Source organism: Streptomyces sp. NPDC102490, assembly GCF_044765285.1.
Lineage (GTDB): Bacteria > Actinomycetota > Actinomycetes > Streptomycetales > Streptomycetaceae > Streptomyces.
The window spans coordinates 146,790-172,335 of sequence record NZ_JBIWJU010000013.1 but is presented as its reverse complement, the minus strand read 5'-3'; the positions used below and the strand labels follow the sequence as shown (position 1 = coordinate 172,335).

The 25,546-nt window shown below is 68.8% G+C and carries 20 protein-coding genes; 14 read left to right on the top strand and 6 right to left on the bottom strand.

Annotated features, from left to right (window positions below):
* The first annotated feature begins 324 nt into the window (after nucleotides 1-324).
* Both ACIRGB_RS28715 and ACIRGB_RS28710 read left to right on the top strand, forming a co-directional pair.
* Nucleotides 325-621 carry a DUF4193 domain-containing protein gene (locus ACIRGB_RS28715; protein WP_003993510.1) on the top strand — a complete coding sequence of 99 codons (297 nt, stop codon included), beginning with the start codon at nucleotides 325-327 and terminating at the stop codon, nucleotides 619-621.
* A 13-nt stretch (nucleotides 622-634) separates the two neighbouring features.
* Nucleotides 635-1,588, top strand: a complete 954-nt coding sequence (locus ACIRGB_RS28710) for a hypothetical protein (protein ID WP_403871083.1) — start codon at nucleotides 635-637, stop codon at nucleotides 1,586-1,588.
* A 36-nt stretch (nucleotides 1,589-1,624) separates the two neighbouring features.
* Here the strand turns inward: ACIRGB_RS28710 and ACIRGB_RS28705 are convergent, their stop codons facing one another.
* Nucleotides 1,625-2,089 carry a DUF3093 domain-containing protein gene (locus ACIRGB_RS28705; protein WP_403871080.1) on the bottom strand — a complete coding sequence of 155 codons (465 nt, stop codon included), beginning with the start codon at nucleotides 2,087-2,089 and terminating at the stop codon, nucleotides 1,625-1,627.
* A 57-nt stretch (nucleotides 2,090-2,146) separates the two neighbouring features.
* On the opposite strand from ACIRGB_RS28705, the gene ACIRGB_RS28700 reads away from it, so the two are divergent.
* The 8 genes from ACIRGB_RS28700 to ACIRGB_RS28665 all read left to right on the top strand — a co-directional run bounded on the left by ACIRGB_RS28700 (nucleotide 2,147) and on the right by ACIRGB_RS28665 (nucleotide 9,601).
* Nucleotides 2,147-2,731, top strand: coding sequence for a PaaI family thioesterase (locus ACIRGB_RS28700; protein WP_189749633.1), 585 nt, complete (start codon nucleotides 2,147-2,149; stop codon nucleotides 2,729-2,731).
* On the top strand, nucleotides 2,728-3,279 hold the full coding sequence (gene dut, locus ACIRGB_RS28695; RefSeq protein WP_403871076.1) for a dUTP diphosphatase: 552 nt from the start codon (nucleotides 2,728-2,730) through the stop codon (nucleotides 3,277-3,279). The genes ACIRGB_RS28700 and dut overlap by 4 nt, the downstream gene beginning before the upstream one ends.
* 1 nt (nucleotide 3,280) lies before the next feature.
* Nucleotides 3,281-4,033: a DUF3710 domain-containing protein gene (locus ACIRGB_RS28690; RefSeq protein ID WP_403871073.1), complete on the top strand. Its 753-nt coding sequence runs from the start codon at nucleotides 3,281-3,283 to the stop codon at nucleotides 4,031-4,033.
* Between the two features lie 182 nt (nucleotides 4,034-4,215).
* Nucleotides 4,216-4,908 carry an ABC transporter ATP-binding protein gene (locus ACIRGB_RS28685; RefSeq protein WP_403871070.1) on the top strand — a complete coding sequence of 231 codons (693 nt, stop codon included), beginning with the start codon at nucleotides 4,216-4,218 and terminating at the stop codon, nucleotides 4,906-4,908.
* A gap of 121 nt (nucleotides 4,909-5,029) precedes the next feature.
* Nucleotides 5,030-7,612 (top strand): ATP-binding protein, encoded by a 2,583-nt coding sequence (locus ACIRGB_RS28680; protein WP_403871067.1) that lies wholly within the window; start codon nucleotides 5,030-5,032, stop codon nucleotides 7,610-7,612.
* The gene (locus ACIRGB_RS28675) at nucleotides 7,609-8,292 is read left to right on the top strand and encodes a response regulator (protein ID WP_356362815.1); all 684 of its coding nucleotides are present in this window, start codon (nucleotides 7,609-7,611) and stop codon (nucleotides 8,290-8,292) included. Before ACIRGB_RS28680 ends, ACIRGB_RS28675 begins: the two co-directional genes overlap by 4 nt.
* Nucleotides 8,293-8,386: 94 nt before the next feature.
* A complete protein-coding gene (locus ACIRGB_RS28670; RefSeq protein WP_076976707.1) occupies nucleotides 8,387-8,785 on the top strand; it encodes an OB-fold nucleic acid binding domain-containing protein in 399 nt (132 codons plus the stop codon).
* A 3-nt stretch (nucleotides 8,786-8,788) separates the two neighbouring features.
* Nucleotides 8,789-9,601 (top strand): DUF3159 domain-containing protein, encoded by an 813-nt coding sequence (locus ACIRGB_RS28665; protein ID WP_403871058.1) that lies wholly within the window; start codon nucleotides 8,789-8,791, stop codon nucleotides 9,599-9,601.
* A gap of 88 nt (nucleotides 9,602-9,689) precedes the next feature.
* Here ACIRGB_RS28665 and ACIRGB_RS28660 read toward each other — a convergent pair whose 3' ends face one another.
* Together ACIRGB_RS28660 and ACIRGB_RS28655 are read right to left on the bottom strand one after the other, a co-directional pair.
* Complete coding sequence (locus ACIRGB_RS28660; RefSeq protein ID WP_356362819.1) at nucleotides 9,690-10,370, bottom strand: TrkA family potassium uptake protein; 681 nt, start codon at nucleotides 10,368-10,370, stop codon at nucleotides 9,690-9,692.
* Complete coding sequence (locus tag ACIRGB_RS28655; protein ID WP_403871054.1) at nucleotides 10,370-11,041, bottom strand: potassium channel family protein; 672 nt, start codon at nucleotides 11,039-11,041, stop codon at nucleotides 10,370-10,372. Before ACIRGB_RS28655 ends, ACIRGB_RS28660 begins: the two co-directional genes overlap by 1 nt.
* 550 nt (nucleotides 11,042-11,591) lie before the next feature.
* Here ACIRGB_RS28655 and ACIRGB_RS28650 point away from each other — a divergent pair.
* The 4 genes from ACIRGB_RS28650 (at nucleotide 11,592) to ACIRGB_RS28635 (ending at nucleotide 15,985) form a co-directional block, all read left to right on the top strand.
* On the top strand, nucleotides 11,592-13,664 hold the full coding sequence (locus ACIRGB_RS28650) for an APC family permease (RefSeq protein WP_403871051.1): 2,073 nt from the start codon (nucleotides 11,592-11,594) through the stop codon (nucleotides 13,662-13,664).
* 69 nt (nucleotides 13,665-13,733) lie between these two features.
* On the top strand, nucleotides 13,734-15,110 hold the full coding sequence (locus ACIRGB_RS28645; RefSeq protein ID WP_403871048.1) for a class I SAM-dependent RNA methyltransferase: 1,377 nt from the start codon (nucleotides 13,734-13,736) through the stop codon (nucleotides 15,108-15,110).
* Between the two features lie 291 nt (nucleotides 15,111-15,401).
* A complete protein-coding gene (locus ACIRGB_RS28640) occupies nucleotides 15,402-15,596 on the top strand; it encodes a ribbon-helix-helix protein, CopG family (RefSeq protein ID WP_007445201.1) in 195 nt (64 codons plus the stop codon).
* Nucleotides 15,593-15,985: a type II toxin-antitoxin system death-on-curing family toxin gene (locus tag ACIRGB_RS28635; RefSeq protein ID WP_362761473.1), complete on the top strand. Its 393-nt coding sequence runs from the start codon at nucleotides 15,593-15,595 to the stop codon at nucleotides 15,983-15,985. Before ACIRGB_RS28640 ends, ACIRGB_RS28635 begins: the two co-directional genes overlap by 4 nt.
* A gap of 724 nt (nucleotides 15,986-16,709) precedes the next feature.
* Here ACIRGB_RS28635 and ACIRGB_RS28630 read toward each other — a convergent pair.
* The 3 genes from ACIRGB_RS28630 to ACIRGB_RS28620 form a co-directional block, all read right to left on the bottom strand.
* Nucleotides 16,710-17,297 carry a hypothetical protein gene (locus ACIRGB_RS28630; protein WP_403871044.1) on the bottom strand — a complete coding sequence of 196 codons (588 nt, stop codon included), beginning with the start codon at nucleotides 17,295-17,297 and terminating at the stop codon, nucleotides 16,710-16,712.
* Nucleotides 17,298-18,410: 1,113 nt separating this feature from the next.
* Nucleotides 18,411-18,671: a hypothetical protein gene (locus ACIRGB_RS28625; RefSeq protein ID WP_403871041.1), complete on the bottom strand. Its 261-nt coding sequence runs from the start codon at nucleotides 18,669-18,671 to the stop codon at nucleotides 18,411-18,413.
* The gene (locus ACIRGB_RS28620) at nucleotides 18,671-25,534 is read right to left on the bottom strand and encodes a polymorphic toxin-type HINT domain-containing protein (RefSeq protein WP_403871038.1); all 6,864 of its coding nucleotides are present in this window, start codon (nucleotides 25,532-25,534) and stop codon (nucleotides 18,671-18,673) included. Before ACIRGB_RS28620 ends, ACIRGB_RS28625 begins: the two co-directional genes overlap by 1 nt.
* Nucleotides 25,535-25,546 lie beyond the last annotated feature (12 nt).

Sequence of the window (25,546 nt, the reverse complement as noted above, 5' to 3'; positions counted from 1 at the left end):
TGTGTGATCGATCACAGCGGAGGCTTTCCCGCCCTCTACTCTCCGTGATCATGCACCCTGTCGGAAAGCCGGGAAAATCCCGGTTTTCAGGGGCCCTGATCACGGGAAGTACACGGTGAGACGCCTTTGAAGTGCGGCATTCGGACCGTGTACGGTCCCCATCGCCATCCAAGCCGATCACTCATGAGGAGTCCGGTTGGGTGTCGATTGAGTAACAGACCTTGATGTGAGGCAAAATCTCCGCCTCAGGTCGGGCACAAGTCCGGCCTCTCACGCGTTACGTGCGCTGAAGACACCGCAGACACCCAGAGGGGGAGAGCGACCATGGCAACCGATTACGACACTCCACGCAAGACCGACGACGACGTCGACTCGGACAGCCTCGAAGAGCTGAAGGCCAGGCGGAACGACAAGTCCGCCTCGGCCGTCGACGTCGACGAGTTCGAGGCCGCGGAAGGGCTCGAACTTCCCGGCGCCGACCTCTCGAACGAGGAACTGGCCGTCCGTGTACTGCCGAAGCAGCAGGACGAGTTCACCTGCATGAGCTGCTTCCTGGTCCACCACCGCAGCCAGCTGGCCCGGGAGAAGAACGGCCAGCCCATCTGCCGCGACTGCGACTGAGGCGGGGTCGGCCGTGACTGGCTCGACCCCTCCCTGGAAGCGCCGTTTCTCCCGACGGGGAGCGGACCAAGGGCCGTCCGACGGCCCGTACAGCGCGCGTGACGACGAGCGGGGCCCGACCGATACAGGGAAGGCCCCGCTCGAACCGGTGGCCGACCGGAGTGACCTCCCGGCGACCACACGACCGCCGGCGCCCGCTGCCCGGCGCCGGGCAGCGGCGTTCCGGCAGAAGGCGGGACAGGGGGTCCGCAACGGCGGTGCCCGCGCCAGGGCGGCCCTGGGGCACCTCGCCGACCGGATCATCGACCTGGCCCCACGGGTGCCCGTACGGGACCTGGCGACGCTGCGCAGGCAGTTCCCGGGCCTCGGGCCCGAAGAGCTGGCCGACCGGCTCGTGGCCGGCGCGGCCAAGGGCACGGCGACCGTGGGAGCGGGCATCGGAGCGGCGGCGATGCTGCCCGTGCCGCCCGCGATGCCCACCGAACTGGCCGCGGAGATCACCGGCGTAGCGGCGATCGAGCTCAAGCTGATCGCCGAACTCCACGAGGTCTACGGCGTACGCCCGCCCGGCAGCCTCGCGCAGCGCAGCACCGCGTACCTGAACTCGTGGTCGGACGAACGCGGCGTCGACGTGTCCCAGCCGTCGACCCTCGGCTCGGCGATGAACGGCCACATGAAGCGCCAGCTGCGCCAGCAGATCATGAAGCGGATGGTGCGCGACCTGCCGAACCTGATGCCGTTCATGGTGGGCGCGGCCGTGGGCGCCGTCATGAACCGCCGCGACACCAGAAAGCTGGCCGCCAGGATCCGGACCGACCTGCGCAAGCACCAGGTCGCCTGGAGCGCCCTGGACGACCTCCCCGCCCTGGAACGCCCGCAGGACGCCCTGGACCTGGGCGAGATCACCAAGGGCATCGGACCCGGCGCCGCCGGCCGCGGGGAAAACTTCGGCAAAGACGGCCGCTGACCGCGGTCCGCGCTCGCGCGTCCCGCGGGACCGGCGCTACGCGGCCGCGGCCTTCGCCGCCGTCAGGGCCTCGACCAGCCGCTCCGGCTCGCGCGTCGACAGGTACAGGTACGGAGTCGGGTCCTGCGGGTCCGTGACCAGCACCCGCACGGCCCGCGGGATGTAGGCGCGCAGCAGCAGGAACGCCCGGGTGTCGGCCTTGTACGTGCGCCAGGCGCGGGCCTCCTCCGGGTCGAGGATCTCCGCCTCGCCCAGCGCCGAGAGCGGCACCTTCGCCTCGCCCGCGATCAGCGAGTCGCCCACGATCCGGATGCGGACCGCGCCGTACGAACTGGCCGCCACCGCGGCCACCGCGGTCCCGCCCGCCAGGCCGCCCAGCATCGGCAGCGTGCCGAACGGCAGCAGGATCAGCGCGAACGCCAGCCCCACCAGGAAGGAGACCAGCCACCAGGAGCGGGGCGCGGTGAGTCGTTCTTCGTACGGGGCCGTGGAGAGCTGCATGAGCCAAGCTTGGCACGGTATCGGTGTTCGGCCGACGCGCGGGTAAGGTCTGCGCCTGTGAGTGGTACATCCCCAGGTCTCCAGCCCCCCGCCGACGCCGTGAAACCCGTACGGCACCCCGACGCGCCCGCCCCCGGCGAGCTGCTCGGCGCCCACTACGGCCAGTGCTTCGGCTGCGGCGGCGACCAGCCCCACGGACTGCACCTCCAGGCGAGGGCGGGCGAAGGCGTGTCGATCACCGCCGAGTTCACCGTCCGCCCCGCCCACCAGGGCGCCCCCGGTCTGGCGCACGGCGGTGTGCTGGCCACCGCCCTGGACGAGACGCTGGGCTCGCTGAACTGGCTGCTGCGCACGATCGCGGTGACCGGACGGCTGGAGACCGACTTCCGGCGCCCGGTGCCCGTGGGCACGACGCTCTACCTGGAGGCCGAGGTCACCGCGGTGGCCGGCCGGAAGATCTACTCCACCGCCACCGGCCGGATCGGCGGACCCGACGGCCCCGTAGCCGTCCGCGCCGACGCCCTCTTCATCGAGGTCAAGGTCGAGCACTTCGTCCAGAACGGCCGCGAGGAGGAGATCCGCGCCGCCATGGACGACCCCGACCAGCTCCGCCGCGCCCGCGCCTTCGAGGTGAACCCGTGAGCCGTGCCGACCTCGAGGTGCTGATCCGCCGCGTCGACCCCGACGTACCGCTGCCCGCGTACGCGCAGCCCGGCGACGCGGGCGCCGACCTGTGCACCACCGTCGGCTGCGAGCTGGCGCCCGGCGAACGCGCCGTTCTGCCCACGGGCGTGTCTGTGGCGCTCCCCGAGGGGTACGCGGCCTTCGTGCACCCACGTTCCGGACTGGCCGCCCGCTGCGGTGTCGCCCTCGTGAATGCCCCGGGGACGATTGATGCCGGGTACCGTGGGGAGATCAAGGTGATCGTGGTGAATCTCGACCCGCGCGAGAGCGTGCGGTTCGAGCGCTTCGACCGGATTGCCCAACTGGTCGTCCAGCAGGTCGAGAGGGTCCGCTTCCGTCAGGTCGCGGAGCTTCCCGACTCGGCGCGGGCCGAGGGGGGCTTCGGGTCCACCGGCGGCCACGCCGGGTTGGACCGGGCAAGCGGCACAAGCGGTCAGGTCGCCGAGGGCGGCCCGACGGGTGGGAATCGATACGCTTCGGTCGTATCCGACCGGGAAGGACAGTGACGTGTTCGGACGTCGCAAGAAGAGGGATGCCGCCGAGGACGCGGCCGGCGAGACCGAGCAGGTCGTCGACAGCGTCGACACCGAGGCGGACGAAGAGCGCGAACGCGTGCGGCTCGAGCCCGAGCCGCGCCCCGACGGGCCCTGGGACAGCACCGAGGTCCGCGACCCGGGCGAGGGCCGGGTCGACCTGGGCGGCCTGTTCATCCCCGGGGTCGACGGCATGGAACTGAGGGTGGAGGTCGCGGGCGACGCGATCGTCGCCGCGACCGTCGTACTGCGCGACAGCGCCATCCAGCTCCAGGGCTTCGCCGCACCCAAGCGCGAGGGCATCTGGGGCGAGGTGCGCGAGGAGATCGGCTCCGGCATCACCCAGCAGGGCGGCATCATCGACGAGGTCGAGGGTCCGCTGGGCTGGGAGCTGCGGGCCCAGGTCCCGGTGCAGCTGCCGGACGGCACGAGCGGCTTCCAGGTCGTGCGGTTCGTCGGCGTGGACGGGCCCCGCTGGTTCCTGCGCGGCGTGATCTCGGGCCAGGGAGCGGTGCAGCCGCAGGCCGCCGGTCTGCTGGAGCAGATCTTCCGGGACACCGTCGTCGTCCGCGGCGAGGGCCCGATGGCCCCCCGCGACCCCATCGTCCTGAAGCTGCCGAACGACGCGCAGATGGTCCCCGAAGGTGTCCAGCAGGAGGAGGGCTCCCGCTTCGCCGGCGGCATGGGCCAGCTCCAGCGCGGCCCGGAGATCACTGAGGTTCGCTAGCGGAGACCCGGCACGGCTCTTCGCCGTACGAGCGCCACGAGGGCCGCGTCCAGGGGGACGCGGCCCTTTCGCGTACGGACCCGGGCCATCGCCTCGGACAATCGGGCCTCGGCCGTTGAATCCGCCGGCCCGCGGTGGTGATACTGGCGCCCGGTCGCGGGCACGACGGGGGAGGGCACCACATGAGCCGGGTGGTCACGGAGACCATGGTGCGCGTCGCGGACGTGCGGAAGTCGTACGGCAGGGACAGCGCCGCCGTGCACGCCCTGCGCGGCGTCTCCTTCGACGTGCCGCGCGGTGAGCTGGTCGCCCTCAAGGGGCGCTCGGGGTCCGGGAAGACCACCCTGCTCAACATCGTCGGGGGCCTCGACACACCGGACGCCGGGCGGGTGGAGGTCGACGGCCGGGACCTCGCGGAGCTGGACGAGGACGGGCTGCTCGCGCTGCGCCGGGACCGGGTCGGCTTCGTCTTCCAGTCCTTCGGGCTCATCCCGATCCTCACCGCCGCCGAGAACGTCGGCGTCCCGCTGCGGTTGCGCCGGACCGCGCCGAAGGAACGCGAGGAACGCGTCGAGCTGCTGCTCTCCCTGGTGGGCCTCGCCGACCACGCCGCCCAGCGCCCCGGCGAGCTGTCCGGCGGGCAGCAGCAGCGGGTCGCCATCGCCCGCGCCCTCGCCAACGAGCCCGCGCTGCTGATCGCCGACGAACCCACCGGTCAGCTGGACGCGGAGACCGGGCACTCCGTGATGGAGCTGCTGCGGGCCGTCGTACGCAGCGAACGGGTCACCGCCCTGGTCGCCACCCACGACGCCACCCTGCTCGACCTCGCCGACCGGGTGCTGGAGCTTCGGGACGGGGAGATCGTCGAGCCCTGACGCCCCGGCGTCAGAGTTCCGTCAAGGACGACCGGCACCCCCGCCCCCGCCCCTTTTGCCGCGCTTGCGGGTCGTAGGGTCGACGCTGCGCACTCAGCGGTGACCGGAAGACAATGAGGCCATGGGACGCGGCAAGCTTCGGATCTACCTCGGTGCGGCACCGGGCGTCGGCAAGACGTACGCGATGCTGTCCGAGGCGCACCGGCGCGTCGAACGGGGCACCGACTGCGTCGTCGCCTTCGTCGAGCACCACGGCAGGGCACGCACCGAGGTGATGCTGCGCGGCCTGGAAGAGGTGCCGCGCCGGGAGATCGAGTACCGGGGCGCGGCCTTCACCGAGCTGGACCTGGACGCGGTGCTGGCCCGCCGCCCCCGGGTGGCCCTGGTGGACGAGCTGGCCCACACCAACGTCCCCGGCGTGCGCAACGCCAAGCGCTGGCAGGACGTCGAGGAACTCCTCGCCGCCGGCATCGACGTCGTCTCCACCGTCAACATCCAGCACCTGGAGTCGCTCGGCGACGTCGTGGAGTCCATCACCGGCGTACGGCAGCGCGAGACGGTGCCGGACGAGGTGGTGCGGCGCGCGGACCAGATCGAACTGGTCGACATGTCGCCGCAGGCGCTGCGCCGGCGCATGGCCCACGGCAACATCTACCAGCCGGACAAGGTCGACGCGGCCCTATCCAACTACTTCCGCCCCGGCAACCTCACCGCCCTGCGCGAGCTGGCCCTGCTGTGGGTCGCGGACCGGGCCGACGCGTACCTCCAGCAGTACCGCAGCGAGCACCGGGTCTCGAAGATCTGGGGCTCGCGCGAACGCATCGTGGTCGGCCTGACCGGCGGCCCCGAGGGCCGGACGCTGATACGGCGGGCCGCGCGCCTCGCCGAGAAGGGCGCCGGCGGCGAGGTGCTGGCCGTCTACATAGCCCGCAGCGACGGGCTGACCTCCGCCTCCCCGAAGGAGCTGGCCGTGCAGCGCACGCTGGTGGAGGACCTCGGCGGCACCTTCCACCACGTGCTCGGCGAGGACATACCGGCCGCCCTGCTCGACTTCGCCCGCGGCGTCAACGCCACCCAGATCGTCCTCGGCTCCTCCCGCCGCAAGACCTGGCAGTACGTCTTCGGGCCCGGCGTCGGCGCCACCGTCGCCCGCGAGTCCGGCTCCGACCTGGACGTCCACATCGTCACCCACGAGGAGGTCGCCAAGGGGCGCGGGCTGCCGGTGGCCAGGGGGGCCCGGCTCGGCCGGTCCCGGAGCGTCTGGGGCTGGCTGGCGGGCCTGGGCGGTCCGGTGCTGCTGACGCTGCTGCTCAACACGGTCCACCTCGGGCTCGCCAACGACGTCCTGCTCTACCTGGCGCTGACCGTCGCGGCCGCCCTGCTCGGCGGCCTGTACCCGGCGCTCGCCTCGGCCGCGGTGGGGTCGCTGCTGCTGAACTGGTTCTTCACGCCCCCCGTCAACCGGATCACCATCGCCGACCCGAGGAACATCCTTGCGCTCGCCATATTCGTCGGCGTCGCGCTCTCCGTCGCCTCGGTCGTCGACGTCGCGGCCCGCCGCACCCACCAGGCCGCCCGGCTGCGCGCCGAGTCGGAGATCCTGTCCTTCCTCGCCGGTGACGTGCTGCGCGGCGAGACCAGCCTGGAGACGCTCCTGGAACGGGTGCGCGAGACCTTCGGCATGGAGTCGGCCGCCCTCCTGGAACGGGAGGGCGACGTGGCGCCCTGGACCTGCGCGGGGCGCGCCGGGTCGGGACCGCCGGTCGACCGCCCGGAGGACGCGGACGTCGACATGCCCGTCGGCGACCACATGGCCCTCGCGCTGACCGGCCGGGTGCTGCCCGCCGAGGACCGCCGGGTCCTCGCCGCCTTCGCCGCCCAGGCCGCCGTCGTCCTGGACCGGCGCCGGCTGCGCGAGGAGGCCGACCGGGCCCGCACCCTGGCCGAGGGCAACCGCATCCGCACGGCGCTGCTGGCCGCCGTCAGCCACGACCTGCGCACCCCGCTGGCCGGGATCAAGGCGGCGGTGACCAGCCTCAGGTCCGACGACGTGGCCTGGTCCGAGGAGGACCGGGCGGAGCTGCTCGAAGGCATCGAGGAGGGCGCCGACCGCCTCGACCACCTGGTGGGCAACCTGCTCGACATGTCCCGCCTCCAGACCGGCACCGTCACCCCGCTGATCCGCGAGATCGACGTGGACGAGGTGGCGCCGATGGCACTCGGCGGGGTGCCCGAGGGCAGCGCGGAGCTGGACATCCCCGAGACGCTGCCCATGGTCGCCGTGGACGCCGGGCTCCTGGAGCGGGCGATGGCCAACCTGGTGGAGAACGCCGTCAAGTACAGTCCGGACGACCGGACCGTCCTGGTCGCCGCCAGTGCCCTCGCCGACCGCGTCGAGGTGCGGGTCGTGGACCGCGGGCCGGGCGTGCCGGACGAGGCCAAGGACCGCATCTTCGAGCCCTTCCAGCGTTACGGCGACGCCCCGCGCGGAGCCGGGGTGGGGCTCGGCCTGGCGGTGGCCCGCGGTTTCGCCGAGGCGATGGGCGGCACCCTGAACGCCGAGGACACCCCCGGCGGCGGCCTCACCATGGTCCTCACCCTCCGCGCGGTGGGCTCCACCGGCACGTCCGGCACGTCCGGCACGTCCGGTGGACCCGGGCCGACCCATCACCTGGCGACAGCAGAAAGGCAGGCAGCCCGATGACCCGGGTGCTCGTCATCGACGACGAACCGCAGATCGTGCGGGCCCTCGTGATCAACCTCAAGGCACGGCACTACGAGGTCGACGCCGCCCACGACGGAGCCACCGCCCTCCAGCTCGCCGCCGCCCGCCACCCCGACGTGGTGGTCCTCGACCTGGGCCTGCCCGACATGGACGGCGTCGAGGTGATCAGGGGACTGCGCGGCTGGACCCGGGTGCCGATCCTGGTGCTGTCCGCCCGGCACTCCTCCGACGAGAAGGTCGAGGCGCTCGACGCGGGCGCCGACGACTACGTCACCAAGCCCTTCGGCATGGACGAGCTGCTGGCCCGGCTGCGGGCCGCCGTCCGCCGGGCCGAACCCGTCCCCGGCGGCGAGGACGAGGTCGTCGTGGACACCGCGGAGTTCACCGTCGACCTGGCCGCGAAGAAGGTCAACCGCGGCGGCAGGGACGTACGCCTGACGCCCACCGAGTGGCACCTGCTGGAGGTGCTGGTGCGCAACACGGGGCGCCTGGTCAGCCAGAAGCAGCTGCTGCGGGAGGTGTGGGGGCCGTCGTACGGGACGGAGACGAACTACCTGCGGGTCTACATGGCCCAGTTGCGCCGCAAGCTCGAGGCGGACCCGGCGCACCCGCGGCACTTCATCACCGAGCCGGGCATGGGGTACCGCTTCGAGAAGTGAGAGGCGGTGCACGGGACGTGAGGGGGGAGTGAGCCTCGCCATCCCGTCCCGGCGGGGGTGCATGGCTGTCGGCGTGCCCCGGTACGCTTCAGATATGAGTGCTGCTCCGCGTTCCGACAAGCCGGTGGGCCGGTTCCGGCGCATGTTCGACCGGCTCTCCTCGTCACAGGAGGACCTGGAGTCGGAGGAACTGCGCGAGGACGCCGACACCGCCGGCTGCACGCGCATCGGAGACTGCCAGGACCGGCAGGTCGTGTCGGTTACTGGTACCTTGCGCACGGTCACCCTGCGGCCGCGTGCGGGCGTTCCGGCCCTGGAGGCCGAGCTGTTCGACGGTTCCGCCGCCCTGGACGTGGTGTGGCTGGGCAGACGCTCCATCGTGGGCATAGAGCCGGGGCGCAAGCTCATCGCATCGGGCCGGATCTCCATGAGCCACGGCCGCCGGGTGCTCTTCAACCCGAAATACGAACTGAGACCCCTCGGACGGGAGTAGCCGGTGACGTCGCTCGACAAGCCGACCGAAGAGACCACAGAGGCCGACGACGCCCGGGCGGTGACGGAGGCCGCGCTGTTCGAGGCGTTCGGCGGCGTGCGGGGCATGATCGAGACGGTGCTGCCGGGCCTGCTCTTCGTCACCATCTTCACCCTCAACAACGACCTGCACATGTCGGCGATCGCGGCCCTGGCCGTGTCGGTGGTGCTGGTCGTCGTCCGGCTGGTGATGAAGGACACCGTCAAGCACGCGTTCAGCGGGGTGTTCGGCGTCGCCTTCGGCGTGGTCTTCGCGATGATGACCGACAACGCCAAGAACTTCTATCTGCCGGGCATGCTCTACACCCTGGGCCTGGCGCTGGCGTACATCGTCACCTCGCTGGCCGGGGTGCCGCTGATCGGCCTGATCCTCGGCCCGGTCTTCAAGGAGAACCTCTCCTGGCGCACCCGCAATCCGGGCCGCAAGAAGGCGTACACCAAGGCCAGCTACGCCTGGGGCCTCATCCTGCTCGCCAAGTCCGCGATCCTCTTCCCGCTGTACTGGTGGGCGGACACCGAGCAGCTCGGCTGGGTCCTGGTCACCCTGAAGATCCCGCCCTTCCTGCTCGCCGTCTGGCTGACCTGGGTCTTCCTGGCCAAGGCGCCGGCGCCCATCGACGTGTTCGCGGAGATGGAGGCGGCGGAGGAGGCCGAGAAGGCGGAGAAGGCCGAGCGGGAACGGAGCGAGCCGGGGGCGGCCGGCCAGACCCTGCCGGGGCCGTCCGAGGCCGACGGGGAGGCCGCGGACCTGCGCGGCGGCAAGCACCGCAAGGCCTGACGGGCGAGACGGGGCAGTACGGCGGTGGGGCGCCCGGGGATTCCGGGCGCCCCACCGCCGTAGACGGGTCCGTCCTGTCGTCCGTCGGTCAGACCAGGCCGTCGGGCCGCCGTCGGGCCGACAGCAGGTCCTCCAGCTGCTCCTCACGGGCCTGCGCGGCGACGAAGAGCAGCTCGTCGCCCGCCTCCAGGGAGTCCTCCCGGGACGGCGTCAGCACCCGGGTGCCGCGAATGATCGTCACCAGCGAGGTGTCCTCGGGCCACTGGACGTCGCCGACCTGGGTACCGGCCAGCGCCGACTCCTCCGGCAGCGTCAGCTCGACCAGGTTGGCGTCGCCGTGGCTGAAGCGCAGCAGCCGGACCAGGTCGCCGACGCTCACCGCCTCCTCGACCAGGGCGGACATCAGGCGCGGGGTGGAGACGGCCACGTCCACGCCCCAGGACTCGTTGAAGAGCCACTCGTTCTTCGGGTTGTTCACCCGGGCGACGACGCGCGGAACGCCGTACTCCGTCTTGGCCAGCAGGGAGACGACGAGGTTGACCTTGTCGTCGCCCGTCGCGGCGATGACGACGTTGCAGCGCTGGAGCGCCGCCTCGTCCAGGGAGGTGATCTCGCACGCGTCGGCGAGCAGCCACTCCGCCATCGGGACGCGCTCGACCGAGATGGCCGTCGGCGCCTTGTCGATGAGCAGGACCTCGTGGCCGTTCTCCAGCAGCTCGCCCGCGATCGAACGGCCGACCGCACCGGCTCCGGCAATGGCGACCCTCATCAGTGACCGTCCTCCTCTTCGGGGCCCTGGGCGAACGCCGCCTCGACCTTGTCGACCTCGTCGGTGCGCATCATCACGTGCACGAGGTCGCCCTCCTGGAGGACGGTCTGCGAGGACGGCAGGATCGCCTCCCCGAGCCGGGTGACGAACGCCACCCGCACGCCCGTCTCCTCCTGGAGCCGGCTGATCTTGTGACCGACCCAGGCCGGGGAGGTGTGCACCTCGGCGAGCTGGACACCGCCGGTGGGGTCGCGCCACAGCGGCTCGGCACCCGAGGGCAGCAGCCGGCGCAGCATCTGGTCGGCCGTCCAGCGGACGGTGGCCACGGTGGGGATGCCCAGGCGCTGGTAGACCTCGGCGCGGCGCGGGTCGTAGATCCGGGCGGCGACATTCTCCACGCCGAACATCTCGCGCGCCACGCGGGCGGCGATGATGTTCGAGTTGTCGCCGCTGGAGACGGCCGCGAAGGCACCGGCCTCCTCGACCCCCGCCTCGCGCAGGGTGTCCTGGTCGAACCCGATGCCGGTGACCCGGCGGCCGCCGAACGAGGAACCGAGGCGTCGGAAGGCGGTGGGGTCCCGGTCGATCACGGCGACCGTGTGACCCTGCTGCTCCAGGGTCTGGGCGAGCGCGGAGCCCACGCGCCCGCAGCCCATGATGACAATATGCATCGCCTCACACCGCGCTTCCTGCGGGCCCGCCGGACTTAGTGAATGTCGTGCTCATGTCTCTCTTTCGGCTCGCCTGGCGACACGTCGCGGCCGGAGTGCGGGCCGCAGGGGAACATCATGCCGGTGCGCACCGACGCTGACGCCGCTAGGGCCCCGGGAGGCCGGGTTCCCCCGTCCGGAGCCGACGTATCGGCGTCCGGACCCAACGTATCGGCAAGCCGCTCGGGCCCGCAGGAGCCGTCTCACCCCCTGGCCGACGACCCCCGGCGGCCGATGCTCCGGATGCTGGCGGCCGTGAGGAATCCGAGGCCGACGAGCGTGGCGGCGCCGCCGATCAGCTCTGCGCTCAGGTGCATGGGACCTCCAGGTGCGGCAACGGCCGGAAACCGGACGGTGCTTGTCGGGTAAGCAGTCATATAGACATGCGAACCCCGTCACCTGCGGAATCCGCAGCCGGAGCACACCCCGAATTCACCCGTAGAGCAGACGGCGGACGGATCGGGGGTGGCGGTTGGGCGGCCGCCCGTTCGAACGCTTACGATCCTCAGTTGTGTCCAAACTGACCGACGTGCCCAAGCGGATCCTGATCGGGCGCGCACTGCGCAGCGACCGGCTGGGCGAAACGCTCCTGCCGAAGCGCATCGCCCTGCCCGTGTTCGCTTCCGACCCGCTGTCCTCCGTGGCGTACGCGCCCGGCGAGGTGCTGCTCGTCCTGTCCATCGCGGGCGTGTCGGCATACCACTTCAGCCCGTGGATCGCGGTCGCGGTCGTGGTGCTGATGTTCACCGTGGTCGCCTCCTACCGACAGAACGTGCACGCCTACCCGAGCGGCGGCGGCGACTACGAGGTGGCCACCACCAACCTCGGCCCCAAGGCCGGCCTGACCGTCGCCAGCGCCCTGCTGGTCGACTACGTCCTGACCGTCGCCGTCTCCATCTCCTCCGGCATCGAGAACCTCGGCTCGGCGATCCCCTTCGTCGTCGAGCACAAGGTCTTGTGCGCGGTCGCCGTGATCCTGCTGCTCACCCTGATGAACCTGCGCGGGGTCAAGGAGTCGGGCAGCCTGTTCGCGATCCCGACGTACGTCTTCGTCGCGGGGGTCTTCATCATGATCGCGTGGGGCGCGTTCCGCGCTCTGGTCATGGGCGACACCATGCGTGCCCCGACGGCGGACTACCAGATCAAGCCGGAGCACGGCGGCCTGGCCGGCTTCGCCCTGGTCTTCCTCCTCCTGCGCGCCTTCTCCTCCGGCTGCGCCGCGCTCACCGGCGTCGAGGCGATCTCCAACGGCGTCCCGGCCTTCCGCAAGCCCAAGTCGAAGAACGCGGGCACCACCCTCGCGATGATGGGCCTGCTCGCCGTCACCATGTTCTGCGGCATCATCGCGCTGGCCTCCGCGACCGACGTGCGCATGTCGGAGAACCCGGCCACCGAGCTGTTCCACGACGGCGTCGCCGTCGGCTCGGACTACGTCCAGCACCCGGTGATCTCCCAGGTCGCCGAGGCGGTCTTCGGCGAGGGCAGCTTCCTGTTCATCGTGCTGGCCGCCGCCACCGCGCTGGTCCTCTTCCTCGCCGCCAACACCGCCTACAACGGCTTCCCGCTGCTCGGCTCGATCCTCGCCCAGGACCGCTACCTGCCGCGCCAGCTGCACACCCGCGGCGACCGGCTGGCCTTCTCCAACGGCATCGTGCTGCTCGCCGGCGCCGCCATGCTCCTGGTCGTCGTCTACGGCGCCGACTCGACCCGGCTGATCCAGCTCTACATCGTCGGCGTCTTCGTCTCCTTCACGCTCAGCCAGATCGGCATGGTCCGCCACTGGAACCGCCACCTGGCCACCGAGCGGGACCAGGCCAAGCGCCGCCACATGGTGCGCTCCCGCGCGATCAACACCTTCGGCGCCTTCTTCACCGGCCTCGTCCTGGTCGTGGTCCTGGCGACCAAGTTCACGCACGGCGCCTGGGTCGCGCTGCTCGGCATGTGCATCTTCTTCGCGACCATGACGGCGATCCGCAAGCACTACGACCGCGTCGCCGAGGAGATCGCCGCCCCGGAGGACCCCGAGGAGGCACAGAGCGACGACATGGTGCGCCCCTCCCGCGTCCACTCGGTGGTCCTGATCTCCAAGATCCACCGCCCCACGCTCCGCGCCCTCGCCTACGCCAAGCTCATGCGCTCCGACAGCCTGGAGGCGCTCAGCGTCAACGTCGACCCGGTCGAGACGAAGGCGCTGCGCGAGGAGTGGGAGCGCCGCGGCATCGAGGTACCGCTGAAGGTCCTGGACTCGCCGTACCGCGAGATCACCCGGCCGGTCATCGAGTACGTCAAGAGCCTGCGCAAGGAGTCCCCGCGCGACGCGGTCTCCGTCATCATCCCCGAGTACGTGGTCGGCCACTGGTACGAGCACCTGCTGCACAACCAGAGCGCGCTGCGCCTCAAGGGCCGCCTGCTGTTCACGCCCGGCGTCATGGTGACGTCCGTCCCGTACCAGCTGGAGTCCTCCGAGGCCGCCCGGCGCCGGGCCCGCAAGCGCCAGGAGTGGAGCGCGCCCGGTGCGGTCCGGCGCGGTCCTGCCCAGCACCAGGACCGTGACCGTACGAAGGACTCCTCCTCGTCCACGTAGACTGGTCGGCTGTTGTCCTTTGTCGTTCCTGTCCTTCCCGTCACCCCCGTTCTCTGGAGTCACCCCGCCATGCAGGCAGAACCGAAGAAGTCGCAGGCGGAGTCCCGGGCGGTAGCGCAGTCGGTCTCGCCGTCGGTCTCGCTCGTGGGGGAGGAGTACGAGGTCGAGGTCGGCCCCGTCGCCCACGGCGGCCACTGCATCGCCCGCACGTCCGAGGGGCAGGTGCTGTTCGTCCGGCACACGCTGCCCGGCGAGCGGGTCGTCGCCCGGGTGACGGAGGGCGAGGAGGGCGCCCGCTTCCTGCGCGCGGACGCGGTCGAGATCCTGGACCCCTCCAAGGACCGCATCGAGGCCCCCTGCCCCTTCTCGGGACCCGGCCGCTGCGGCGGCTGCGACTGGCAGCACGCGAAGCCGGGAGCGCAGCGCCGCCTGAAGGGCGAGGTCGTCGCCGAGCAGCTCCAGCGCCTGGCGGGCCTCACCCCCGAGGAGGCCGGCTGGGACGGCACGGTGATGCCGGCCGAGGGCGACAAGGTGCCCGCCGGGCAGGTCCCGTCGTGGCGTACGCGCGTGCAGTACGCGGTGGACGAGGAGGGCCGCGCGGGCCTGCGCAAGCACCGCTCGCACGAGGTCGAGCCGGTCGACCACTGCATGATCGCGGCGGAGGGCGTCAGCGAGCTGGGCATCGAGCGCCGCGACTGGCCCGGCATGGCGACGGTCGAGGCGATCGCGGCGACCGGCTCCCAGGACCGCCAGGTCATCCTCACCCCGCGCCCCGGTGCTCGCCTGCCCCTCGTCGAGCTCGACCGCCCGGTCTCGGTCATGCGCGTCGGCGAGAAGGACGGCGGCGTCCACCGCGTCCACGGCCGCCCCTTCGTCCGCGAGCGCGCCGACGGCCGCACGTACCGGGTCGGCTCCGGCGGCTTCTGGCAGGTCCACCCGAAGGCCGCCGCCACCCTGGTGACCGCGGTCATGCAGGGCCTGCTGCCCCGCAAGGGCGACATGGCCCTCGACCTCTACTGCGGCGTCGGCCTCTTCGCCGGCGCCCTGGCCGACCGCGTCGGCGACCAGGGCGCGGTCCTCGGCATCGAGTCCGGCAAGCGCGCCGTCGAGGACGCCCGCCACAATCTCGCCGCCTTCGACCGCGTCCGCATCGAGCAGGGCAAGGTCGAGTCCGTCCTGCCCCGCACCGGCATCGACGAGGTCGACCTCATCGTCCTCGACCCGCCCCGCGCGGGCGCCGGCCGCAAGACGGTCGAGCACCTGTCGTCGCTGGGCGCCCGCCGGATCGCCTACGTGGCCTGCGACCCGGCCGCGCTGGCCCGGGACCTGGGGTACTTCCGGGACGGGGGGTACCGAGTGCGGATGCTGCGGGTCTTCGATCTGTTTCCGATGACCCATCATGTGGAGTGCGTGGCGATCCTCGAACCTGCGGGCAAGGGGTCCTGACCTGCGCTTTTGTTGCCCGCGTGGGTTGCTCGACCTCTTACCCTCCGTGCAGCGGTTCGAGCGAGCGGATCGATCTCTATAACCCGCTGATTTGCGGGTTCGTGAGTGAGGTGCCTGCGTGGACGACGCCCTCAGAGGGGCTTTCGGAGATTCTTGACGCTCGGATGACGCCCGAAGCGGAAGTCTCTGCTGCCCCTTCGCAGGCGCTGCGAGCCGCCATCTTCGGCCCACACTGTCAGGGAACGGGACACTCGACCGCGCCGTGTGATACCGGTCAGGTATCATGGCCGTATGGCGATGACACTCCGACTCCCTGACGACCTTGACGCGAAGCTTACGGAGCGGGCCCGTCGGGAGGGCCGCAGTAAGCAGGAACTTGCCATCGAGGCCATCCGTGACGCCCAGGACCGGGCCGAGCTGAAGGTCGATGACGTCCTGGCCGAGCTGATGGACAGCGATGCGGAGATCCTGGACTACCTGAAGTGACTGGTGTGCGCTACCTCCAGCTCGACGAGGTCCTGGCCATCGCCCGCGCGGTCAACGGCACCGAGCACAGCGTGCGTGACATGGGTCTTCTGGTCTCGGCGATCGAGCGGCCCCGGACGAACGTGTTCGGAGCCGAGTTGTATCCCACTCTGCACGAAAAGGCTGCGGCGCTGCTGCACTCCGTGGCGCGCAACCACGCGCTGATCGATGGCAACAAGCGCACTGCATGGCTCGCCATGCGTGTCTTCCTGCGGTTCAACGGCGTGAGCGCGAGTACCGTCCCGCCGCCCGTTTCCGTGGCCGGCCCGTTCGTCGAGGATGTCGCGCAGGACAACGTCGACGTACAGGTCATCGCCAAGCGCCTGGCAGTCTGGTTCCCCGTTTCCTGACGTTTGACGTCGTGCGGTGGGGAGAGTCTGGAAAGCGGTGCTGGCTCCGTGCTTCTGCCTTTCCTGAGATCTGTTCATTCAGTGGATCGGTGCGTTTGCCGTGGCGAGACCGAGTACTGGTTCCGGTGGTGGGAAGTGGCGTCGAGAGCGGGATGGCTGACACGCACCGCGAACCAGACACCTCAGCTGGCTTTCGACCTAAGGGCCTGCTGATGGCCAAGGTATTGCTTTCCGATTTGAGGTGCGTCGGTGTCGTATGCGCATCCTGATATTCGCGGTGTTATTCCGGGATCAGTACGAAGGACGGCTGCTGACGGCCTCGGAGGTGCGAGGGCCGGGGTATGGCGCTATTCGGGCCGTGACCTGGGCCGGCCGGGTGAGGGGGACAGCAGTTGGCAAAGGCTGTCCGACCTGAAGACGGGTCGATTCCCTGGTGGGGAGGGCGGCCGGGCGGTGTACGCAAACGCGTCGTTGACCTCGACCCCGGATTGCGGACTGACCTGCTGAGTCTGGTCGAGTCGGACGGACGTGGTGATCTGGTGTCGCCGTTGTGGTGGACGGTGAAGCTGACCCGCACGCTGGCGGCCCCATCAGGGGCGCCGGACAGGTGCCGATACCGTCGGGCCTGCTGTGGCAGGAGTCTTCCGACGGCAGGCCAATGCCAAAGCGCTCTAAGTTCGGGGGAGGTACGCCTTTTGACGTGCCTCCACCGGAGCCGTTCAGCTCATGCAGATTGAGCTTCTGCGATACAGCGCTGCTGGAAGTCGATCGCTTCAATGCATCGAGCATTTCGGCGTTCTTCTTCAAGGCTCACGAGTGGCAGATCCTCTCTTTCGAGGACCCCCTCGTAGCAGTAGGACAGGACGTCGTAGAGAACTTCTCCCGTGAGTCCACCTGGAGCATCAGCACATGCCAGAAGGGCAGACAGCACGTGAGAGGTGCCAGGCTCGTACGCTTGATCGTCGATCTCGGTGTATGCGTCGAGTATTTCCTCGGGCAACGGGATCTTCTCTTGGCCTGAGCGAACTGCGGTGTGTCCCGCCTCCATGCCTGCATTGATGTAGCTACGTACGGCCTCCACCTCAATGGGACCGATCGCTTGAATGGTCCAGTCCATGACCTTCATTGCTAGGTCCAGCCGTTGAGCGGTAGGAATGTTTGCAAAGCTTTCCCGTAGAGGCTGCATATTGTAGTCCCAAAAAAGCACCCTTTGAGGTTCCTTCCAGGCTGGATTTTGAGTGCGGCGCGGAAAGCGGAATTTTCTCGTACGGCCAGCGGGATTGAGTGCAGGGCTGGCGAGTCCAGCAGCCATGCATGCTGCAGCTGTGCAGTGAGAGGTAATTTTCTAATCGCTCTTTATAGCCTGAAACGAGCTGCCCGCCGTTCGAGACGGCGGGCAGCTCGTTATGGATCGGGTGTTAAGAGCCCACCAGGATAGGACGTTCCGTTTCTCGACCCCAGTCCCGAATTCCTGGCAGACCGCTTGAATAAGCCTCCACGCTCTGAGTGGGGGCCTCGAAGCGAACGGTAAGGCTCTCAGAGATTCCGGGCACAGCAGCTGCCTGCGAAGTGGAAAGAAATCGGATCATCTTGGTATCCCGTTCCATGCGCCGGAGTCCGCCGTAATGACTTCTTCCGCCGCTGACGAGGCAATATGTGCCGAATGCGAGAGAGATGTCCTGTTCGTCAGACTCATAGTCCGATCGCTGAACCAGTAGGCTCGTCGGTCCCCTCCGAAAAGCCAGCCTCACGGACCTCGTCTTCTTCGTCGACTTCGAAACCAACCGACTGCGTCACACCTTCCATCGCTCACATTCGTCTGCGGTTGCTTACAGCTTGCTCCTCAAGCTCGATCCAGCGCTCATCGTCTGCCTGGAAGAAGCCGTCGCTATCGTTATAGCGGTTCCGAGGATAGGGAACCATCTCGCCCCAAGAATGTGATCAGCTGGGTATTCGTCCTGAAGGGAGGCTGCTTCCTCGACCGCTAGTGGTTCGTAACCCGGAACCAATGCCACATCATCCTGTGTTTGGTTCGGGTGGTACGCCACTCCATTGCACCACCCGAACCATAGCGCCACCTCCGGCGGCACGCTCCTGCCGAAGTATTGCTCGAGGGTGTCGATCGACACTCCAGGTTTCCGGTGAGCTACAACGGGTCTGCCGAGTCGTTCGGCTTGAGCCCACAGATCCTGAATTCGTTCCCCGAGCATGACGGCCTCCCCTTTCAGCGAACCCCTACTACGTACCTGTCACCGACAAGCGCGCCAACCACCCTTTAGAACTCCTGTCAGAGGTCAGCCGTGACTCGATTTGATGCGAACCGGGAAAGAGACCAGCCTCACCCACAGGCAGTGGACGAGGCTGGTCAATTGCTGACATGCGGAAATTCTGCTGCGAGCTCAGGGCCGGAGCGGGCCGCGCAGGGTCACTCTTCTTCGAGCAGGCCGATCTCTTCCGGCAGCTCCAGCATCGACCTCTTTCGAGCCGGATCGCTCTCCAGTTCGGAGACCTCGACGATGATCGCGGCCAGCGCCCGGCGGTCATGCTCCGAGAGGTCCCTGAACAGCGCGGCGACCGGTTCAACGATGTCCGAAGCGACGTCCGGATCGATGTCGTCATCATCGGCTAGGTCGATGGACACGGCCAGGCTTGAGAAGGCCCGAACCAAAACGTGTGTGAGTTCCATTAAGGGACAATCCTTACTCTGATGTTGGTGATCAGAAGGCCGCCGAGTAGCTTGCGGGCCCGCCGGGCTTCAGTCGCGTTGGGCACTTCCCACCTGCCCGAATAACCGTTTTGCTCCAGCGCCTGGGACTGGTTCAGGGCTTGTCGGTATGTCTTGTTGCGATGCGTCACGGCGAGCTTTCTGTCGATCAGTACACCGTTCGTAGCATCGAAGCCATCGAACTTGACCTGAGCCAGCTTGCTGCCCGTGGGCTTGTAGTACTGCAAGGCTGGTGCAAGGCCGGCCCGTGATCCCGTGGCACCGCTGTCATAAGCCTGCGCCTGCGGGCTCATGTGGGCGTTCTCCTGAACCCAGTGAACTTCACCGTCGCAATTGTGGACGAGGACAGGAGTTGTGCCTGCGAGCACATAGTACGTGTGCTCGTCGGTGACGGTGAGGTTGTGGACCGTAGCCTTCGTGGCTGTCCATGCCTCGACGGCTGAGACCTGCACCCACGTGCCAGTGGACGTCTGAAGCCACTGGCCCGGCTTCAACTCGCCGGCGTCGATCCACTCCCGTAGTGATGGAACCCAGAAGGGGTGGCCCGCGGTTGCGGTGACCGTAGTGGTCTTCGTGCCATGTCGGTCGGATCCATCGTGCAGGGACAGGGTCACCCTGACCAAGTGTTTGGTGCCCTTGCCAACGATCGTCGCTGTGGCGGTCTGAACGGAGGTGCGGCCGGTCTTCGGGTCGGTGGCTATGACCTTGTCACCGGTCTTGACCTTTTCGATCGGCTTGGTGGAGCCGTCGGCCATCAACACCTTCGTGCCGGGGGCGAAGCTGTTGGTCTCGCAGACTGCGTTCTGCGCTTCTTCCTGGGCGGTTTCCTTGACCTCGTTGCGTGCTTCCTTTGCCGTGTTCTTCGCTGCTCGTTTCACCTGGGACGGCTTGGGGCGCGGCTTGGGCTGAGAGCGGGGCTTGGAGCGGGGCTTGGGACGTGCGGCTGCCTTGCGGGCTGCTGCTCGTCGGGCGGCGGCCTTCTTCGCGGCGGCTCGTGCAGCTCGTGCCCTGGCCTGAGCTGCCGCTCTGCGGGCGGCTGCTCGCTTGGCCGCTGCCTGCGCGGCGGCTCGCTTGGCTGCGGCGCGCTTGGCAGCTGCTGCCTTGCGTGCGGCTTCTCGGCGGGCCTTGGCTGCGGCGCGCTTGGCGGCTTCGATGGCACGCTTGCGGGCCAGTGCGGCGGCGCGTCGGGCGGCGGCCTGGGCTGCCTTGCGGGCGGCGATGATCGCCGCGCGGCGGGCTGCTGCGCGGATGGCGGCCTGGGCCGCGATCCGGACCGCGATACCGATGACGATCGGGAAGAACTCGCCTGAGGGGTCGGAGAAGGTGGCCGGCGCGTTGTTGCTGTAGGCGTAGGGGTTCATCGTGGCGGGGTTGCCGTAGTCGACCATGGGGTCGACGGAGATGAACCGGCCTGTCACGGGGTCGTAGTCACGGGCTCCGAGGCGGGTCAACCCCGTGTCCTGGTCGACGGTGCCGCCGACGAAGCCCCGCTGTCCGGGCCAGGAGGCGGGCTGCTGTCCTCGTTCCTCGCCGAACGGCATCGACTTGCGTCGTGTGACGCCCATGGCCGGGTCGGCCATGTCCACGACCGTGTGGGACGTGCCGTGGTGGTCGGAGATCATGAGCTGGCGGACGCCGCCGGTCGCCCGGACGGTTGTCATGCCGTCGGGGTGGGCGTAGAAGCGCTCAGCCGTCTTCGTCATGTTGTCGGCGCTGACGGTGAGTTCCGCATCGCCCAGGTACAGGGTGCGGCTGCCGTCGGCTCCGGTGCGGATGAGACGTTCGCCGTCCGCGCCGTACAGGTACGACGTGGCCTTCGTTCCGCCGCCTTCGACGGGTTCGGTGACCTTGCGCAGTTCGCCTTCGACGTCCCACTCCAGGGTCTGGGTGGTGCCGCCGTGCTGGCGCTGGGTGGTGTTGCCGGCCTTGTCGTAGGCGAAGGTGTTGAGGCGTTCGCCCTGCGGGCCGACCGACTTGATCTCGGCCAGTGCGTTGGGGCCGCCGACGCCTGTCTTGCCGTAGGTGTAGGTGCGGGTGACGTTCTTGGCCGTGTCGCCGGTGGTGTCGTGTTCGACGAGCTTGGTGCGGTTGCCCGCGGCGTCGAATTCGTACGACTGCCAGTAGGCTTCCGGGCCGCCGACGGTGTCCTTGGACGGTGCGGCCGTGCAGTCGTCCGTCTTCGCCGACCAGGCGGACGTCATCTGCCGCAGTTGGTCGTAGACGAAGCACTGGGTGTCGGTCTTCCCGGCGTCGGGCGCCGCGCCGCCGGGGGTGTCGGAGATCTTGGTGATGTTGCCGGCTTCGTCGTAGCCGTACTTGGTTTCGCTGATCCGGACTGGTGCTATCGAACGGTCGAAGGTGGCTGTCTGGAGCCGGCGGGTGAACTCGTCGTAGATGTACGAGCCGTACACCTTCTTGCCGGCCGGTCCGGCGTCGGTGCGGAGGATCTCGCCGAACGCCGAGTACTGCACGTCGGTCAGGTACGGGGCTGAGCCGCCGATGGCGATGGGCAGGTCGTCGGAGTTGTAGACGAAGACGACCGTCTCGTTGACCAGGCCGCCCACGCCCGGTACTTCGACGTAGTCGAGATTTCCGGTCGGGGTGTAGGCGTACTTGTACGTGTAGGTGCCTGCCAGGCCGGTCTCCGCGTCGGGGATGACCGTCTGGCTCGACTTGACGCGATACGCGTTGTCGTACTCCGTCACCTCCTCGCGGTACTCGCGGCCGTTGTCGTAGCGGATGGCTGCGGTGGGCAGGCCCTTGGCCACGGTGTCGTAAGTCCACTCGATGCGCTTGGGACCGGTCTCGCTGGTTTCCCGCAGTGACGTCGGCCGGCCGCCGGCGTCGTAGGTAGTGACCAGGGTCCGCTCGAGCGGGTCGGTGGTGGATATGACGTTGTCGGCGTTGTCGTAGGTCATCTCCGTCCGGCCGCCGTCGGGGTCGACGACGGCTGTCTGACGGCCGCGCTTGTCGTATTCGAACGAGGTAGCGGCGCCGCCGGGAGCGGTGACCTTTACGAGGTTGTCGAGGTCGTCGTACTCGTAGACGGTGTCACGCCATTTGGTGCGTTCCGTGTTCGTGTACTCGCGCTGCCGCTCGACGCGGCCCTCGGCGTCCTCGAAGGTCGCGGTGACCGTGTCGCCCTTGGGCGGGATGGAGGTGGTGACGTCGCCGTCGCGCTGGGTGGTGGTGCGCAGCTTCTCGGTGCCGCGGTTGTAGGTGATCTCGGTGGTGGGCTGACCCAGGCCGTCGAAGAGGGTGCGGTTTTGGGAGGGGACGTCGTGGTCGCCGACCTGGAGGAGTTTTTCTTCGGGTTCGGACTCGTTGTAGTAGCCGTCGTTCTCCTTCCATTTGCGGCCGGCGCTGTCGTAGAAGGTGTCGTTGACGATCCGGCCGTTGCCGACCGCTTCGTCCTGGGTCTGCCGCTCGCGCAGCAGACCGTCGAGGATCTCGTAGGAGACGGCGTACTGGCCGTTGTCCTTGAGGGTGCGGGTGGTGACGATCGTGGGTCCGTCGCGCCGCAGGGTGTAGTCGTAGGTGGCGGACGGTGTCTGTGTCGCCGCGTTGCGGTCGGTTCCCCAGACTTTCAGGAGTCGTCCCAGCGGGTCGTACTCCATGACGGCCTTCTTGCCGTTGGCGTCCGTCTCGATCAGTGGCAGACCGCGGACGTCGTCGAACTGCGTCGTCTCGGTGTGCTCAAGCGGGTCGGTGGTGACTTGCTTCACCGGGCGCGCGACGGTGGTCGGCGTGTACTGCACCCACGTCTTGCGGTTGTCGGCGTCCCAGGTCGCGGTCTCGCGGCCGTGGATGTCGTATTCGGTGCGGTCGATGGTGACGTAACCGTCGCCGGTGGCGTTCATCTCCTGTACCTGCGTGGGCAGACCCTTGGTGGGTGCCACACCGAACCCTTGGCCGTCGTAGAGCGTGCGTGTGTCTTCGACTACCTCTCCGCCCGTGGTGCCGCAGGCGCCCAGGATTGTCTTCTGGCGGGACTCCGATTCGATCAGGTACGCGTTCGTGTTGCGGACGTAGCTGACCGTGGAGCAGCGCAACTTTCCGCCAAGTGTTTTCTCTTCGACTTGGGTTGGCAGGCCGTAGCTGTCGTACGTCGTTGTCTCTGTCGAGGTGCGCCAGGTTTCGCCCTTGACCCGTTCGCGGGTGGCGACCTTCTCGGGGCGGGTCATCCATGCCTCGAGTGGGGTGGTGCCGGCCCGTGTACGGGTAGCGGTCTTCACGGACCAGGGGGTGGTCACGGTGGCCGAGTCGATGGGACCGCCGTCCGACTCGTAGGTGATCTGTTCCAGCATCTGCCCCTGGTACTGCGGCAGGTCCGGGTGGCTGGTTCCCTGGCTGTCCCGGACGCCGGAGGTGCGGGTACCGGAGGGGAGCTTGTCGCCGTGCAGGCCCCGGAAGTAGCGGTGCTCAGTGAGCTGTTTGACGTCGTCGCCGGAGCCGAGCCGGGTGAGGACCCGCTCGTAGCCGCGGTACTGCGACCAGGTGCGGTGCTTGTTCTCGGTGAACTCGCTGTCGTCATAAGCCCAGGCCGGGCTGCCCGCGTACTCGTAGGACGTGACCTTCGTGGGGCTGTCGGTGACGAGGTCCTGTTCACGGACCTCGGCGACGACGTACTTGTGGAACCAGTCCTTGACCGGCTGCAGCGCGCCCTTGGGTGTCCAGTACTGCGGGTAACAGCGCATGGTGTTGGTTTCGGGCGAGGCCGGCATTTTCCTGGGTTCCAGGGCCTGGCACTCGCGGGGCGAGTAGGTCACCGCGGTGCGGCCACCGGTCTCGTTGTCGACGGCGTAGACGCGGTAGCGGGAGAAGGGCGGCAGCCCTTCCACTCCGTCGACCCGGTTGTCCATCTGTGTGCCGAGGAAGGTGACCTTCGGCATGTCGGCGGTGCTGCCGGCTCCGTGGCCGGAGCGGGTGATGGAGTTCAACCACAGGGCAGGCGATGTCCCGTCGCCCGTGGACGGGAACGAGTGGACCAGCGTGAAGGTGTCGACCGGCTTCAGCGCGGCGCCTGACAGCACACTGGTGCTGATCTTCGTGAGGCGCTTGGTGGTCCAGAACGTCGGTGAGTACTTGTCGGTGCACTTGGCGCCGGACGCACACGCCTGGTCCAGCGGCACGTCCGGCCAGTACTTGGCGTTGGCCGTGGTCCGTTTCGATTCCGCGCAGTCGAACGCCGTGTTCGGTATGCACCGCTCATTGACGTTGAACGAGACGCGCCCGGCGGGCAGCACACCGAACAGCTTGTCGGCGCGCAATCCGTAGTCGATGCGCGAGAGATGGGCGGCGCGGACGTAGGACGCCTGTTGGTCGGCCTTCATGTTCTGGCCGTAGTAGTTGGTGTCCTTGGCCCACCACAGGGTCATGGCATCGCCCAGGGGGTCGACGACGTAGTCCAGATTCCAGCGGTAGACCTGGGTGCAGTCGGAGTCCGTGAACGCTGTGGCGTGGCATGGTTCGCCAGGGTGGTTACCGAAGACAGGTACGGTGAGAGCTGAGTTGGTGACCGTGCCGGCGGGGGCGCCGGGCAGCTTGTTCAGACCGAAGTGGTACTGCGTGCCGTCGGTGGTGGTCAGGATCCAGTACTCGCCGTCCTTGCCGTCATGTGCTGCACCCGTCTTGCGCTGCAGGCGCGAGCCGTCGTCGTCTGCGGGGCGCCACTCGTCGGTGCCGTCCTTCTTGACGAGTTCGGTCGTGTTCCCGCCGAGGGACATCACCACGTGGTCGGAGCCCCAGCACAGGTCGCCGCCGTCGGCGGTGTTGTTGGGCTTCTTTCCGTCGACCGCAGCCTTGTCGTCGGAGCAGGAGCGGAAGCGACGTTCGATGAAGCCGGGGTCGTAGTCCCAGCCTTCAGCGATCCAGGACGACTGGGCGTTGGTGGACGCGGTACGGCCGTCCACGGACTGGGAGGAGTAGGACAGCGCGATCTCCGGCTGCGGTCCGCCGGGCACTTCGGGAGCCTCGACCGGATACGTCCAGGAGAATCCGCCGGATGAGGAGCCGGCCATCCACGAACCGGAAGGTGACAGCGAGGTGGCCTCGTGACTACCACCGGGGCCGGAGGCCGCAGCCGTCGCTGCGAGCACGGTTGGTGCATTGGCCGACGCGAGATCGACGGTGGCGCTTACCGTCTTCGCGGCCGGGTCGTTGGCGCCGGGAAGTTCCGTGACCGCCCGGCAGGCAGCCCTGCCGGGCGACGTGAGCGCACACGCCGGGAGTCGGACCAGGCGGAGTCGAGAGGCCCAGTCACCGCCGTAGGTGTCCTTGAAGGAGGAGTAGTCGAGTTCTAGCTCGACCGAGCCAGCGGCGGCCGGGGCGAGAGCCGTGTCGGCGGGCGTCGCGGTGAGCAGCACACCTTGGAGGCCCACCTTGCGGGCCTCGGACGGTTCTTTGACCTCGACCTCAACCGCACTGCCAGAGGCGGCAGACGGGCGCTGAGGGGTACGAGCTTCGGGGGCCAGCCCCTTCCGGATCTTCCCGGTGTCAACCGGCTTCACCTTGACCAGCGGCTTCTGTACTGCTGCCCCCGTATCAGGCAGCGTGTCACCACCGGAGAGAAGCGGCTCCCGCTTCGACTGCTTGCCGTCCGCGTTGGTCACCAACGTGGTGAACGTCTGGGTGGCTACCTTTGCCGCCGTAGGTCGCCAACTGGTAGCGGTCTCGTCACGGGCACTTGGACGCTTCTTCGTGAAGTCGCGGCCGGGGACCGATGGGTCGCGCTTCACATCGGAGATGCGAGTGCTGCCGTCGGCAGCACTCGCATCAGCCGGTATCAAACCGATGAACAGTGCGAGCCCTACGAATATGGACACGGATCTATGCCA

Excerpts from the sequence above, each read along its gene's own strand:
- ACIRGB_RS28715 (WP_003993510.1), top strand. The coding sequence starts at position 325 with ATGGCAACCGATTACGACACTCCACGCAAGACCGACGACGACGTCGAC.
- ACIRGB_RS28705 (WP_403871080.1), bottom strand. The coding sequence starts at position 2,089 with ATGCAGCTCTCCACGGCCCCGTACGAAGAACGACTCACCGCGCCCCGC.
- ACIRGB_RS28685 (WP_403871070.1), top strand. The coding sequence starts at position 4,216 with ATGAGCCGGGTGGTCACGGAGACCATGGTGCGCGTCGCGGACGTGCGG.
- ACIRGB_RS28680 (WP_403871067.1), top strand. The coding sequence starts at position 5,030 with ATGGGACGCGGCAAGCTTCGGATCTACCTCGGTGCGGCACCGGGCGTC.
- ACIRGB_RS28675 (WP_356362815.1), top strand. The coding sequence starts at position 7,609 with ATGACCCGGGTGCTCGTCATCGACGACGAACCGCAGATCGTGCGGGCC.
- ACIRGB_RS28670 (WP_076976707.1), top strand. The coding sequence starts at position 8,387 with ATGAGTGCTGCTCCGCGTTCCGACAAGCCGGTGGGCCGGTTCCGGCGC.
- ACIRGB_RS28660 (WP_356362819.1), bottom strand. The coding sequence starts at position 10,370 with ATGAGGGTCGCCATTGCCGGAGCCGGTGCGGTCGGCCGTTCGATCGCG.
- ACIRGB_RS28655 (WP_403871054.1), bottom strand. The coding sequence starts at position 11,041 with ATGCATATTGTCATCATGGGCTGCGGGCGCGTGGGCTCCGCGCTCGCC.
- ACIRGB_RS28645 (WP_403871048.1), top strand. The coding sequence starts at position 13,734 with ATGCAGGCAGAACCGAAGAAGTCGCAGGCGGAGTCCCGGGCGGTAGCG.
- ACIRGB_RS28640 (WP_007445201.1), top strand. The coding sequence starts at position 15,402 with ATGGCGATGACACTCCGACTCCCTGACGACCTTGACGCGAAGCTTACG.
- ACIRGB_RS28630 (WP_403871044.1), bottom strand. The coding sequence starts at position 17,297 with ATGGCTGCTGGACTCGCCAGCCCTGCACTCAATCCCGCTGGCCGTACG.
- ACIRGB_RS28625 (WP_403871041.1), bottom strand. The coding sequence starts at position 18,671 with ATGGAACTCACACACGTTTTGGTTCGGGCCTTCTCAAGCCTGGCCGTG.